The 14026-nt window shown below is 64.2% G+C and carries 11 protein-coding genes; 4 read left to right on the top strand and 7 right to left on the bottom strand.

Going from position 1 to position 14026, the window contains the following annotated elements; translation table 11 throughout:
- The first annotated feature begins 76 nt into the window (after positions 1–76).
- A complete protein-coding gene (locus ACFMO5_RS04015; RefSeq protein ID WP_376791472.1) occupies positions 77–1843 on the top strand; it encodes a GAF domain-containing sensor histidine kinase in 1767 nt (588 codons plus the stop codon).
- A 598-nt stretch (positions 1844–2441) separates the two neighbouring features.
- Here the strand turns inward: ACFMO5_RS04015 and ACFMO5_RS04010 are convergent.
- The 4 genes from ACFMO5_RS04010 to ACFMO5_RS03995 form a co-directional block, all read right to left on the bottom strand.
- Positions 2442–3140 carry a class I SAM-dependent methyltransferase gene (locus tag ACFMO5_RS04010; protein WP_376791471.1) on the bottom strand — a complete coding sequence of 233 codons (699 nt, stop codon included), beginning with the start codon at positions 3138–3140 and terminating at the stop codon, positions 2442–2444.
- Positions 3141–3161: 21 nt separating this feature from the next.
- A complete protein-coding gene (prmA, locus tag ACFMO5_RS04005; protein WP_376791470.1) occupies positions 3162–4082 on the bottom strand; it encodes a 50S ribosomal protein L11 methyltransferase in 921 nt (306 codons plus the stop codon).
- 58 nt (positions 4083–4140) lie between these two features.
- Positions 4141–5265, bottom strand: coding sequence for a molecular chaperone DnaJ (gene dnaJ, locus ACFMO5_RS04000; protein WP_376791469.1), 1125 nt, complete (start codon positions 5263–5265; stop codon positions 4141–4143).
- Between the two features lie 123 nt (positions 5266–5388).
- A complete protein-coding gene (locus tag ACFMO5_RS03995; protein ID WP_376791468.1) occupies positions 5389–6021 on the bottom strand; it encodes a nucleotide exchange factor GrpE in 633 nt (210 codons plus the stop codon).
- 680 nt (positions 6022–6701) lie between these two features.
- Here ACFMO5_RS03995 and pdhA point away from each other — a divergent pair.
- From pdhA to ACFMO5_RS03980, 3 genes are all read left to right on the top strand, one after another.
- Positions 6702–7769: a pyruvate dehydrogenase (acetyl-transferring) E1 component subunit alpha gene (gene pdhA, locus ACFMO5_RS03990; RefSeq protein ID WP_376791467.1), complete on the top strand. Its 1068-nt coding sequence runs from the start codon at positions 6702–6704 to the stop codon at positions 7767–7769.
- A 151-nt stretch (positions 7770–7920) separates the two neighbouring features.
- Positions 7921–8892 carry an alpha-ketoacid dehydrogenase subunit beta gene (locus ACFMO5_RS03985; RefSeq protein WP_376791466.1) on the top strand — a complete coding sequence of 324 codons (972 nt, stop codon included), beginning with the start codon at positions 7921–7923 and terminating at the stop codon, positions 8890–8892.
- A 19-nt stretch (positions 8893–8911) separates the two neighbouring features.
- Complete coding sequence (locus tag ACFMO5_RS03980) at positions 8912–10159, top strand: dihydrolipoamide acetyltransferase family protein (protein WP_376791465.1); 1248 nt, start codon at positions 8912–8914, stop codon at positions 10157–10159.
- A gap of 415 nt (positions 10160–10574) precedes the next feature.
- Here ACFMO5_RS03980 and ACFMO5_RS03975 read toward each other — a convergent pair whose 3' ends face one another.
- From ACFMO5_RS03975 to ACFMO5_RS03965, 3 genes are all read right to left on the bottom strand, one after another.
- Complete coding sequence (locus tag ACFMO5_RS03975; protein WP_376791464.1) at positions 10575–11342, bottom strand: hypothetical protein; 768 nt, start codon at positions 11340–11342, stop codon at positions 10575–10577.
- Positions 11339–12094 (bottom strand): ribonuclease PH, encoded by a 756-nt coding sequence (gene rph, locus ACFMO5_RS03970; RefSeq protein WP_376791463.1) that lies wholly within the window; start codon positions 12092–12094, stop codon positions 11339–11341. The genes ACFMO5_RS03975 and rph overlap by 4 nt, the downstream gene beginning before the upstream one ends.
- Before the next feature lie 64 nt (positions 12095–12158).
- Positions 12159–13478 (bottom strand): hemolysin family protein, encoded by a 1320-nt coding sequence (locus ACFMO5_RS03965; protein WP_376791462.1) that lies wholly within the window; start codon positions 13476–13478, stop codon positions 12159–12161.
- Positions 13479–14026 lie beyond the last annotated feature (548 nt).

The raw sequence follows: 14026 nt of genomic DNA, 5'->3' as shown, positions 1-14026 counted from the left end.
ACTTTCGATTACGATTAGTTCAGGACAACAACAGGCCGAACCCAACGCGAGGGCCGTGAGCGAGGCGCCGATGGGGATGCACTCTGCGCCGTCATCGCCAACCGATACCGCCCAGGTGGAGTGGATCCTGGGCAACCTGCGTTGGCTGCTCATCGTCGCAATGGCCTTGGCGGCAGCCCTCAACCCCGGTGCGTGGGAGGCGTCCGAGATCGCCTTCATCGCCCTTCTGCTCCTCACCGGCTTCTATAATTTCCTGGTCCTCCTCGCCCTGGTCTTCGTGCGCTCCCCACTTCCGCTCCCGGCGATCACCCTGGCCGGCGACACGTTGATCACCCTTTCCTTCATTGCCATTACTGGTGGCCTGAACAGCCCGTTGCTCTTCTTCGCTTTCCTTCCCATCCTCACGGCCGCGCTGCGCATCAATTGGTGGGCGGGGGAGCTGGTGACGTTCGGCCTGATCGGCGGCTTGATCCTATGGGAAGGAATCCAGAGAAAAGAGGGCATCGCTTTTACCTCGGCTTTGACCCAGGGGAGCGTGCTCGCGTTAGGCGCGCTGCTCGCTGGCATGATCGGCGATCGTTTGAAGCGGCAGATCCTACAGGAGCTTCACACACGGGAAGCGGCTCAACGGCGGTTGCTCACCCAAGCCCTCCAGCAGCTTCAAGGGATCTTCGAGCTGGCCACCGCGATGGGACAAATGCGGCGGGTCGAGGAGATCCTCCACGCCGCCTTAGAGGTCAGCGAAAACCTGTTCCGGGGCTCCGGGCACCCTGCCCCGCCCATGTTCATCGCGCTTCTGGATCCGGAGGGATTGCGCGTGGCCGCCGCTCGTCGCTTGCCGCCCCGGGATGAGCGAACCCGCCTGCCTGGCCTGGCAGGGGCGATCCGGGAGGCTCTGGAAAGCGGGGAGGCAACGGTATGTTCCCAACCCGCGCAGGATCCCGAGCTGGGACGGCTGGTCATCACCCGGATCGCTCAGGCCGCGATCGTCCTTCCCCTGGGGATCGGGCCCGAGCGTTATGGAGTCATGGTGATCGGAAGCCCGGATCCCCAGGCGTTTACCAGCGAACGGCGGGAGCTCCTCCGGATCATCGCCGTCCAGGCTTCCATTGCCCTGCAGAACGCACTACTATATCACACCTTGCAGCGGGAGAAAGAGCGCCTGGTCGAAGTGGAAGAGGAAGCCCGACGGCGGCTGGCTCGGGAGCTCCATGACGGCCCAACCCAGAGCGTGGCCGCCCTGGCGATACGGCTGAATTTCCTCCAAAAGCTGTTCCAACACCGTCCGGATCAGCTCCCAATCGAGCTGGAGAAAACCGAACAGATGGCCCGGCAGGCCGTCCAGGAGCTGCGCCAGTTCCTCTTCCGCTTACGACCGCTGATCCTGGAATCCCAGGGCCTGGTGGCCGCGCTTACCCATCTGGCGGAGCGGATTCAGGAAACCGAGCCCTTCGCAATCCATGCGGAGGTTGACCCAGCGGTCGATCAAGCGTTGGATCCTAACGCGAAGGGGCTGGTGTTCTCGATCATCGAGGAGGCTCTGAATAACGCGCGCAAACACGCTGAGCCGCAGAATGTATGGATCCGCGCACAAATCGAAGGGGATCAACTCATCGTGAGCGTGGAAGACGATGGGCATGGTTTCGATCCCCAGGCGGTGTGGGCAGATTACAGCCGCCGGGGCAGTATGGGGATGCTTCATATGATGGAGCGGGCCAAGCTGCTGCAAGGGGAGTTCCATATCGAATCCGCCCCGGGTCAGGGCACGCGCGTCCGGCTTCGGGTGCCGCTCCCTAGCGCCGCGCTGGACATAAAGCCTTCCGCTCAGGGAGAAGCACAATGAGCCGCTGGGCGCCCGCCTTCCTGCTCGGCCTCCTCACGCTCGCCGTGGAGATCGGCCTCCCGTGGCTTCAGCGTCGCGTTCCCCCAAAGGGAAGATTTCTTATCGAGGGAAGTGGGCCCTTTCTTTATGGCTTTCTCCCGCTCTGGGTCGCGCTGGAGCGGGGATGGCTGAGCTTGCGGGAAGTCGGGCTGATCGGTCCGCTCCGTCTGATCCCTGGGACGCTCCTGGGATGGTCAGCCGCCGATTGGGTTCGCGGCCTCGGATTGGCTGGGCTGTATGGAGGAATCACCTTGCTGGCCCTTTGGGGCTTGCGTCTCTGGAAGCCACAGTCCCTCCGATGGATCGCGGGAATGGAGCATGGCTTCCAGGCGCTGGCCCGGGAGGGGCTGCTTGCACTGTGGCGGGGGATCCTTGCCGCAGCAGCCTTTCCCCAGGATCCGCTTCCGGCGGCCTGGGGGGCCTTCGGGCTCTGGTGGGGCGCCGAATGGGGGATCCGGGCGCGTTGGGGAGGCCGGCCAACGCCGGCGCTCTGGGGGAGCACGCTGGCCGCTACCGCGCTCTTCGGGCTCACCGGCAACCTCTGGCTCAGCGCGACGGTTCACGCCCTGATCGCTGGGTTCATGGTCGGGTTGGAGTCCCCTGCTGCGTCTTCAGAATACCCACTGTCCCGGACAGCGAGGACACCCCATAGCTGCCACCAGTCATCCCAGACCGACCACTCCTGAAGGCGCAGCCCTGCCTCTTGCGCCAGGGTGCGGAGATGCTCTCCAGGCTGGGCTGCATCCGGACGCACGGCCCAGCGGAAGAGGATCCGAAGCGCCCAGATCCAGGGAGCACGCCCGGACGGCCAGGCCCCCCATAAGACGACGAAGCGGCCTCCGGGGCGCAGCACCCGAGCGGCCTCCCGCCAAGTCGCCGGCTCCAGGATGAAGGGGGCCGGAAACGTGATCACCACGGTGTCGAAGGATCGGCTGCGGAACGGGAGCGCCTGGGCCTGACCCCGCACCAGCGGAACCGAGCGGCCCACCCTCCGATGGGCCCGGCGCACCATCGCGGGGGAGCGGTCGATCCCCACCGGACGAAGGCCGCGGCGCGCCATCGCGGTTAGGAGATGCCCCGGGCCGAACCCGATCTCCAGCACTTGTTCCCCATGGATGTGGTCCAGTGCCCGGGTCACCCAATGCACCCATCGCCCTGCAGAAACCAGAGCCGCGACCCCATCGTACGCCCAGGCGCCTTGATGATAAAGCCAGTGGAAGAAAACCTGGAGCAGGCCCGAGACCCTTCCCCTGTTCATCCCTTTCACCTGGCGAGTCGGTTATTCCCGACGCGCTCCCAGGGCGACCCAATCCGCTTCCACCCAACGTCCACAAACCGTGAGGCCGGCATTGGCCAGCGCCTCCCGAACGGACTCCTCCTGCTCCCCGCATAGGAACCCGGAGACGATGACCCAACCGCCTGGCCGTAGCAGGGCGCCCCATCCCTGTTCGCAGAACTGTCGGATCACCGGGGCCAGGATGTTGGCCAGGATCCCATCGAAACGCTCCCCACGGGCGAGGGCCTCCGAGAGGGAACCCTGGGTGACCTCCACGCGGTCCGACACCCCGTTCCGCCGCACATTCTCCTCCGCCACCCGAACCGCGACCGCATCGATATCCAATGCCCACACCCACCCCGCCCCCCGGCGGACAGCGGCGATCGCTAGGATCCCAGACCCGGTCCCCAAGTCGAGAACCCGTTCCCCCGGTCGGAGCCATTCGGCCAAAGCCTGCAGGCAAAGCCGGGTGGTGGGATGGGTGCCCGTTCCGAAGGCCATCCCTGGATCCAGCTCGATCAGCAGCTCTCCAGGTCGCAACTCCGCCCGGCGCCATGTCGGCTGGATCACAAAGGGGCCCACCCGGAGTACATCATAATGGGCCTTCCAGGCTTCTGACCATTCCTCCTCTTCGAGCACCCGGAAGCGAGGTGGGGGGAATGGAAGGATCTGGCGGAGATGCCAGAGCCCTTCCTCGATGCGCTGTCGGGCATCCTCCCAACCTGGGGTCATCGGCAGATAGGCGAGGACGGTAAAGGTATCGCGCGGAAGGGGAGGACGCTCCCAATCTGCCTCATCGGCCGGAACCGGGCCGTAATCGAAGGCCACGCCATGAGGGACATAACGGGAAAGCACCTCCGCGATCGCCTCGGCGGCCTCCGCCGGCGCTGTGACGGCGATCTCCAGCCACCGTATTCCGTTCATGTCCTTCAGCAGTCTGTTTAACTTCAGCTAATCTTCAGGTCCTGCAGGTTTCTCGCCATCATCCTCCCAGGAGCTCCTTCAGCCGCTCCAGGAATCCTTTCTCCGGCTTCTGCACCCCACCCCCCGGCAACGTGCGCGCCAGCTCCTGGAAGAGCCTCCGCTGCTCCGCCGTCAGGCGGGTGGGGATCTCCACCTGGATCACCACCAATAGGTCTCCTCGTCCGGTGCGGCGCAGGTGAGGGATGCCCCGGCCCCGCAGCCGGATCACGTGGCCCGGTTGGGTCCCTGGCGGGATCTCCACCGTTTCCTCGCCCTCTAACGTGGGCACTAGGATCCGATCCCCTAGGGCGGCCTGGGCCACGTTGACCGTGACCTGGACGATCAGATCATCGCCCCGACGGCGGAAGTACGGATGGGGTTGGACCTTGACCTGGACGTAGAGATTGCCAGGGGGTCCACCGTTCTCCCCCGGCTCCCCCTCCCCGGGGAGACGGATCTGGGTTCCATCATCCACCCCGGCCGGGATGCGCACCGCAATCCGCCGGCGGGTGAGCACCCGCCCCTCTCCCCCGCACTCCCGGCATGGGGTCGCGATCACCTCGCCGGTCCCCTGGCACGTCGGACAGGTGGTGACTTGAACGAAGGAGCCTAGGAAAGACTGGCTGACCCGCCGCACCTCCCCCAGGCCCCCGCAGGTGGGACAGCGGGTGGGCCCTGTTCCGGGCTCCGCGCCGGACCCGCGACAGCGCGGGCATGGTTCGTTTCGCATGACCTCGATGTCCTTCTCCGCCCCCAGGGCAGCCTCCTCGAAGGTCAGCGTCACCTCGGTCTGAAGGTCTGCCCCCCGGCGGGGCGCCCGACGCGTCCGAACCCGCGGTCCAAAGCCGAAGAGATCCTCAAAGAGGTCCGCGAACAGATCTGTAAAATCCGTCGGCTCCGGGCGGATCCCTCGACCCTCTAACCCAGCGTGGCCATACATATCATAGATCCGTCGCTTCTCCTCATCCGAGAGGACGGCGTAAGCCTCGTTGATCTCCTTGAACTTCTCCTCGGCGTCCGGCGACTTGTTCACATCGGGATGATATTGACGGGCCAGCCGGCGATAGGCCTGCTTGATCTCTTCTAAGGTGGCGTTGCGTGGGACGCCCAGGATCTCGTAATAGTCTTTACGGAAAGCGCCCATTGGACCTCACAACAGTTTGCTTTTAGGGTTAGTAGGATTGCTGCCAGGGGCGGGCTGCTGACGCGGCCCGCCCCTGGCCGGAGCTTTTCCTCGGTTGCGCGCGGTCCCCAAACCCATCGCTTGCTATTCCCGCACCCCCTCACCTGGCCCGCCGGCAGGGGCTTCCGGCGTGGGCTCCACCTTACGGGCCACCTTCACCAGAGTGGGGCGCAGCACACGGTCCCCCAGCTTGTAACCTTTTTGCAGCTCCTCAACGATCTGCCCATCCTCGAAACCCTCCACCGGCTCATAGAGCACCGCCTCGTGCAGCATGGGATCAAAGGGATCGCCGCGCTTCACCTCGATCGGCCGCACGCCCTCCGATTCCAGGGCCAGCTGCAGCTTGCGATGGATCAGGATCACCCCTTCCACCCACGTCAGGTGACGCAGGTTGTCCGGCAGGGTCTGCAGAGCACGTTCAAAGTCGTCCATGATCGGCAACAGTTTGCGGATAAAGAGGGCCGTGGCCTCAGCAGCGAACTGAGCTCGTTCTGCCTCCACCCGCTTACGGTAATTCGCGAAGGCCGCCCGCTCGCGCTGCCAGCCTTCTAAATATTCCTGGGCCTGAGCCCGTGCTTCCTCAAGCTCCTTTTTCAAAGCCTCCAACTGTTCAGCCAGGGAAATCTCGGCTTCCGCCACCGCTGCCTCCTCCTGAGGCGCGGGCGAAGCCGGTTCCTCGCCCCCTATTTCCGGTTGTAGGATCCCATGCTCCTCCACGGTTTCACCTCCATCGTCCGGGCAATCCCTTCTCGAGCTGGACAGAGCGCAGAGGCGAAAAGCAAGGAATGCCTCACATATATTCATTTTATCCCGATGTGGGTTGGCCGAGGAACCTCTCCGCTCAACGCTTGTCCCCTCCCGACACCGAGCCTTTCTCCCCGTCCGCCCCATCGCAGGGGGAACAAGCGCTTCGCCAGGAGCAACGCGCACTTCTTCGCAGCAGGCAGCGAAAATCGCCCCCGATCAGGCCCCAGCGGCGCAAAGGGAAAAGAGCTCCCCTCCACCGAGCGTGTTATAATCACTGCGAATAGCATAAATCGGGGAAGCGGACGGTGGAAGGAATGGGGTTGCTCTCTGGGTGGATCCGCTCCTCCCAAGCGGTTCTTAGAATGGACCGGGGATCCCGGTTGACTTTAGAATTTCTTTCCTCCAGACTTATGGTAACCTAATGGGAAAAAAGACGGGAGGACTTCTCCCCGCCGCCCTTTGGGGTTGCAGGGAGGGGAAAGGGAGCTGGGGGGCTCGTTTGCAGCCGGGTGCCTTGGGCCCCCGGCTCTACCCCCGCCTCCCACTGTGTATCCTCAGCACGGAATGTGGAGATTAATTTTTTGCCCGTTGGAAATAGGGCAGGGCCAATCGCTTAACCCATTGGAGCGTTGACAGGAAGGAGGCAATCGATGGGCAATCGAGGGAAAGGCAACGCCCCAAAGGCGACCACGGCGCCGGGCGTGGAGCTCCATGTGAGCACCAAGCTTTCCTTCTACCGCCAGATGGTCTTGATCCGCCGTTTCGAAGAGATGGCCCGCATCGCCTATCAGCAGGGCAAGATCGCGGGCTTCCTGCATCTCTACATCGGCGAGGAGGCGGTGGCGGTGGGAGCCATCGCAGCCCTGCGGCCGGAGGATCATCTCCTCACCCACTACCGGGATCACGGCCACGCCATCGCCCGCGGCTTGGACCCCCGGGTTCTGATGGCAGAGCTGTTCGGCAAGGTCACCGGGTGCAGCCGGGGCCGCGGTGGATCGATGCATTTCGCCAGCCGGGAGCACAACTTCTGGGGAGGGCATGCCATCGTGGGCGGCCATCTCCCGATGGCCGTGGGCCTGGCCTTCGCCGCCAAATACCTCGGGGAGCCCCGGGTGACGATGGCGATCTTCGGGGATGCGGCTACGGATATCGGGGAGTTCTACGAGTCGCTGAACATGGCTGCCCTCTGGAAAGCTCCCGTGGTTTTCCTCTGCGAGAACAACCTTTATGGGATGGGCGTGGCGATTGAGAAGGCCTCCGCCGTCGCGGAGATTTACAAGAAGGCTTGCATGGCCAACATCCCGGCCGAACGGATCGATGGGATGGATGTCCTGGCCGTCCATGAGGCCGCCCTCCGGGCCGTCGAATGGGCCCGCTCCGGGAACGGCCCTTACTTCCTCGAGGCCGTCTGCTACCGCTTCCAGGGCCACTCGGTCGCGGACCCCGAATTGTATCGCACGAAGGAGGAAATCGAGAAATGGAAGCAGCGGGATCCTATCCAGCGTTTCCGACGCCATCTGGTGGAAGTTGAGGGGATCCCGGAGGCGCAGCTGGACGCGATCCACGAGGATGTGGAGCGGGAGATGGAAGAGGTGATGCGCTTCGCGGAGGAAAGCCCCGATCCCCCGCTCGAGGAGCTCTACGATTTCATCTACGCCAACCCCGTTGGGGCTTGGCGAGGGGACGAGCGGTTTCTCCAAGAGTGGGAGCGCACGTGATCCCGATTGGGCCGGGGGCCGGACAGACCATTCGCCTTTAGCTCCCCGAACGGAGCGGGCGCCTCGGTGAGGCGCTATGGCCCGGCCCTTGAGGCAAGCTTCGCAGCCCCTTCAGAGCGAGATGCTGACCGCTGAACGGAGGAAGAGGCCTATGCCCGTGATGACCATCCGTGATGCAATCCGGCAGGCCCTGCGCGAGGAGATGCAGCGGGACCACCGGGTCTTCATTATGGGCGAGGACGTGGGAGCATATGGAGGGGCTTACGCGGTGACCCGCGGCCTCTATGAGGAGTTCGGCGAGGAACGGGTGCGCGATACGCCCATCGCGGAGTCCGCCATCGTCGGGGTGGCCCTGGGCGCTGCCCTGGGCGGCCTGCGCCCTGTCGCGGAGATCATGACCATTAACTTCATCCTCCTGGCCCTGGATCAGATCGTGAACCACGCCGCCAAGCTGTCCCATATGTTCGGGGGTCAGTTCAAGGTGCCGCTGGTGATCCGCACCGCCGCCGGCTGGGGACAGCTGGCCGCCACCCACTCCCAGACTTTTGAGGTTTATTTCGCCTACGTCCCCGGCCTGAAAGTGGCCTACCCGGGCACGCCCTATGACGCCAAGGGGATGCTGAAGGCAGCGCTCCGGGATGAGGACCCAGTGATCTACATCGAGCACACCGCCCTTTATCCGGTGCGAGGCGAGGTGCCGGATGGCGATTACGTCGTCCCGCTCGGCAAGAGCGAGGTCAAGCGGGTCGGGCGGGATTGCACCATCGTCACCTACGGGCGGATGCTCCAGGCCAGCCTGCAGGCGGCGGAACAGCTGGCCCGAGAGGGCATCGAAGTGGAGATCGTAGACCTGCGCACATTGCGCCCGCTGGACATGGAGCCGGTTTACGAGTCAGTGGCCAAAACCCACCGGGCCCTGATCGTCACGGAAGAATGGCGATCGTTCGGAGTGGGCGCGGAGGTGGCCGCCCGCATCCAGGAGCACGTCTTTGATGAGCTGGACGCGCCCGTGATGCGCCTGGGCAGCCGGGAGGTCCCTCTCCCCTATAACAAACATCTGGAACGAGCCGTCCTGCCCTGGCCGGAGGATGTGATCAAGGCGGTGAAGCTGTTGCTGCGCTGAGATGCATCGGAGGTAGAGGATGGCGACGACGGTTACCATGCCGAAAATGGGCTTCGATATGGTGGAAGGGAAATTGCTCCGCTGGCTCAAGAAGGTGGGCGATCCAGTTCGGGCGGGGGAACCGCTGGCGGAGATCGAGACGGAGAAGGTCAACATCGAGTTCGAAGCGCCGGCCTCCGGGGTGTTGAAGGCCGTCTTGATTGAAGAAGGAACGACCGTGCCGGTGGGCACTCCGATCGCCATCATCGGCGCGCCCGATGAGCCTGTAGAGGTTCCCAGCGCCGCCCCGGCACAAGCCCCCATCGCGCCTCCACCTCCTCCCACTCCGGCCGCCCCAACCCCGGCACCGGCGCCCACCACACCCCTCCCCACCGCTCCCGGTGGGCGGGTGAAAGCCTCACCGTTAGCCCGGCGCCTGGCGCAGGAGGCTGGAATCGATCTCCGAGCGATCTCAGGGACCGGTCCTGGAGGCCGGGTGGTCAAGCGGGACATCGACCGCTACTTGGAGGCTCGGGCCCCGACCCCTTCGCCGGCCGCCCCAACGGCTCCGCCCATCCCACCGACGCCTCCGGCTGCCCCACCCCCGGCGGCCGTTCCGGTCAGCCCATTGCGGCAGGCCATCGCCCGCCGGATGACGGCCAGCAAACAGAACGTGCCCCATTTCTACGTTACCGCCGAGGTCGATATGGACGAAGCCATGGCCTGGCGGGCACGGATCAACGAGGCTCTGGGAGAACGAGGCAAGGTCTCCGTGAACGACATGGTCGTGAAGGCGGCCGCCCTGGCCCTGCGGGAGTTCCCAGCCCTGCGCTCCTCTTACCAGGAGGGCAGGATCGTGCGTCACGAGGCGGTTCACATTGGGATGGCAGTGGCGCTGGATGAAGGGCTGATCACCGTTGTGCTGCGGGATGCGGATCGGAAACCCCTCGCCCAGATCGCCCGGGAGAGCAAGGAGCTGGTGGAACGGGCGCGCAGCGGGAAGGTCCGGCCTGAGGATATCGAGGGGAGCGTGTTCACAGTGAGCAACCTGGGGATGTATGAGGTGGAACACTTCATCGCCATCATTAATCCGCCGGAGGCCGCGATCATGGCCGTGGGCAGCGTCCGCGAGGTGCCGGTGGTGAAGAACGGTCAGCTCACCGTGGGACAGCGGATGAAGGTGACTGTCTCCGCAGACCACCGGGTCACCGATGGGGCCGAGGTGGCCCGCTTCCTCCAGACCTTCCGCCGATACCTGGAGAACCCCCTGCTCATGCTGGTCGAATGAACAGGCGCTTGCTCTGTTGCAAACAACCGAAGAGGTCATCCCAACTCGCAATGACGAGCTTCCGACTCATGGGATCTCTGTGAGGGGGGCGCTTACGCGCCCCCCTCACAGAGAGTCGAACAAGGCGCTATGCTGGAACCACTTCTTCGTTCATCGGCTCAGCCATCGGAGTAGGGCCATACAGAGCAACAGACCGATACAGGTGATCCCCACAGCCAGAAACAGATAGATCCAGAAAGCCATCGTAAGGCCGAGGAAGTCGACCGGTTCCGAGGAGGCCTCGAAAAGCTTCGCCCCACAGATCGGACATTCCCTCTGATCCGCAGGGAGCACCGCCCGACAGCGAGGACACCAGATCGCTGGAGGAGGGTTTTGAGACCTTCCATTCATAACCCGAAAGCCGCTCAGCGCTCAATCAGAATGAGGCAGGCGGTTGATTTCCCGCGGGATTTTGAGGCGGGGCCGGACCCCCTCGGTGCGCGGCCCGCTGGAGCCACCCGATCATGCCGAAAACCACCAAGGGGCCGATCCATCCCCCCGCGCAGATGGGGACAGAGCGCACGGGGCGCCACGCCACATACAGAGAGACCGCCGGTTGATCCGGGCTCAGCGGGATCGCCCAGCGGATCCGATGGCCCTCCGCCTCGGCGCCGCTGCGCGGCGAATAATCCACAATAGGCCCTGGAAGCTCCAAGTCATAGACGAGCCGAAGGTTCGCCGCGCGCAACAGCGAGAGATCCCCCTCTGACAGCGGCGGCTCCCCCGCTGCAATCCGCAAGCGATCCAGGATCCCCGAAACCGATAGCGTCACGTTCAGCGTCTGCAAGTCCCCTTCTTCCCCCAGCGCGATCCGTTCCAGCCCGGCCAGCGGATCCCCTTCCGCCAGATGGTTCAGGTCTTCCAAAGCGGCCAATGGGCGATACAGACGAAGCCCTTCCTGGCCGCGCTCGGAATCCTGATAACGCTCCACCCGCCATCCGCTCGCCTCCGCTTTCGCTCGAAGCGGCTCCATCGGATCCACAGCCGCCGTCTGAAGAAGCACCGAATCCACAGCGATCACCACCGCTCGCTCGGCGGAGCCGTCTGAACCCAGACGGGTACGAACCTCGAGGGTCAAGCACGCGCTGAACCCCATAACGGCGATGAGGGCAATCAGCAGGCGCTGGGGCCAGAGACGCTTCATGGAGTCACCCCTTCCGGAATGAACCGCGCCATGCGGGCGGCTTCTTCGAGCGCCCGCGATTGGGCCTCCAGCAGGTCATTGATCCCTTTGCGGGCCAGCTCCAGGAGCGCTTGGAACTCCTCCGCCGTAAACGCCCGGCCCTCCCCGGTCCCCTGGATCTCGACGAAGCGCCCGTCGCCGGTCATCACAACGTTGAAATCCACCTCGGCGATGCTGTCCTCCGCGTAACAGAGATCCAGCCGGGGCTCTCCTTCGACGATGCCGACGCTCACAGCAGCCACCGGCGTCCGCAGGACCTCAGGGGGAACGGCACCAACCTCGATGAGGCGGCGCAAGGCCAGGACCACGGCCACATACCCTCCCGTGATCGCCGCCGTCCGGGTGCCGCCATCCGCCTGGATCACGTCGCAATCCACGATCAGGGTTCGCTCCCCTAGATGCTCTAGGTTCAGAGCGGCCCGAAGGCTCCGGCCGATCAGCCGCTGGATCTCCTTCGTGCGCCCGCTCTGAAGCCCGGCCTCCCGGGGCGTCCGGGTGTGGGTGCTGCGCGGGAGCATCGCGTATTCCGCTGTGAGCCAACCCCGTCCCTGGCCCTTGAGCCAGGACGGCACATTCTCCTCCACAGTGACGTTGCACAGCACCCGAGTGCGCCCGGCCTCGATCAGCACCGAGCCCTCGGCGTACTCCGTGAAGCCCAGATGGAAACGAACCGGTCGCAGGGCATCGTTCGAACGACCATCCGGCCGTGGCATCCGGAGCCTCCTGATCGAATTCTTGTCCTCGACCCCAAGGTGTAAGGAAAGGTGCGAGGCGCTCTCAGCGCCCCGTTTGTGGGATCAGACGGAGACGAGCGATGCGCAGGCCATCCATCGCTTCCACCCGCAGGCGAACCGAACCGGCGTCCACCTCGTCCCCTACTCGGGCGATACGCCCCAGCCGGCCCAGCACAAACCCGGCGATGGTCTCATAGTAAGGGTCACGCAAGTCCAATTGGAAGCGCTCGTTGACCTCCTGGATCGGGAGCAACCCGCTGACCAGATAGGAGCCATCCGGCATCGCCACCACATCCGGCTCAGTGGGCTCCATTCGTTCATGGAGCTCCCCGACCAGTTGTTCCAACACATCTCGCAGCGTGACCAGGCCCGATGTCCCGCCGAATTCGTCCACCAGGATCGCCAGATGCTCCTCCCGCTCCTGGAACTGGCGGAGCAGGTCATCGACCCGGACGGAATCCGGGACCACCATCACATCCCGGCACAGATCCCGCGCGCGGGCCGAGCGTCCTTCCCGCCACGCCCGCAGCGCCTCTCGGAGATGGACCACCCCGATGATATGATCCAGATCTCCTTCATATACTGGAAACTTATCGTAGCCGGTCTGGATCGCTGCATCCACAATCTGTTCCACCGGGACGTCCGCTTCAACGGCGACGATCTCCGTCCGGGGCACCATGATCTGACGGGCCGGGATTTGGCCCAGATCGAAGACCGCCTCCAGGATCTCCCGGGCCTCGGGCTCCAGGATCCCCGCCTCACCCGTTTCATCGACGATCCGCTTCAGCTCCTCAATGGTATACATCATCCCATAGCCGTCTGCGGAGATCCGCAGGGCCCGCAGGGTGAGATCAGTGGCCCGATGAAGCACCCAGACCAGAGGACGCAGGAGCCAGTAAAAAATCCGCATTGGGCCGATGGTGGTCAATAGCACCCGCTCGGAGGCCCGCAGCGTGGCGATCTTCGGAACCTGCTCCCCCAACACGATCTGAAGGCCGAGGACGAAGGTCAAGTTCAGCGCCAGGGGGAGGATCTGCAGGAGACTGCGAACCAGCGGCGTCGGCGAGGGGAGGTTCAGCAAACGGTTCAGCGTCGCCGAGAGCGTGCGCTCTCCAAACCATCCCAGGGCCAGCCCCACCATGGTGATCCCAACTTGCACGGTCGCCAGGATCTCATCCCGGTGCCGCGCATCCTCCAGCCAGCGCAAGGCGATCCGTGCAGCAGGCGAACCGGAGTCGGCCATCACCGCGACACGGCTCCGCCGGGCGGATACCACTGCATACTCCACCGCGGCGAAGAAAGCATTCAAGCCGATCAGCCCAAAAACCACCAGCCAGCGCAACAGTAAAGAACTGTCATCCATCGTCTATAAGCCCTACCTCACCTTTTGGGTGGCATTTGCTCTGTTGCGAAGATAGGATTTCTATGAGGGGTGGGCCGCTTACGTGGCCCACCCCTCATAGAAATCCCACGAATCGAAAGCTCGTCACTACGCGTTAGGTGGCCTGCTTTGTTGTTTGCAACAGAGCAGGTGGCATTTGTTATTTTACCTGAAACATGGGTACGGCATGCCGCTTCGGAGAAGACATACGTTGCGCTGGTAGGGGCAGGCCTTGTGCCTGCCTCAGAATCTTGTGTCTGCCCCGGGCCTCGCGCCCACCCAGCCGGGCGCCCACAAGGGGCGCCCTTACAAATGGGGCGCACACCAAATGTAAGGGCAGGCTTCGCGCCTGCTCATCGGGGGCCCACAAGAGGCGCCCCTACGAAACGTAGGGATGCCCATTGCCGGGGCAGGATGTGGAAAAGAGGGAATAGCGCTCCTTCCACCTTGAGGTTTGAGGGCGAGCCGGGCGCCTTTGGCGTCCGGCTCGCCCCCATTTTTCATCCCCCTCCCCACGGCCCAAAGGGCCG

Origin of the sequence: Thermoflexus sp., from assembly GCF_042408365.1 — a bacterium.
Taxonomy (GTDB): domain Bacteria; phylum Chloroflexota; class Anaerolineae; order Thermoflexales; family Thermoflexaceae; genus Thermoflexus.
The sequence above is the reverse complement of the archived record's forward strand: the minus strand, read 5'-3'. Positions and strand labels throughout refer to the sequence as shown.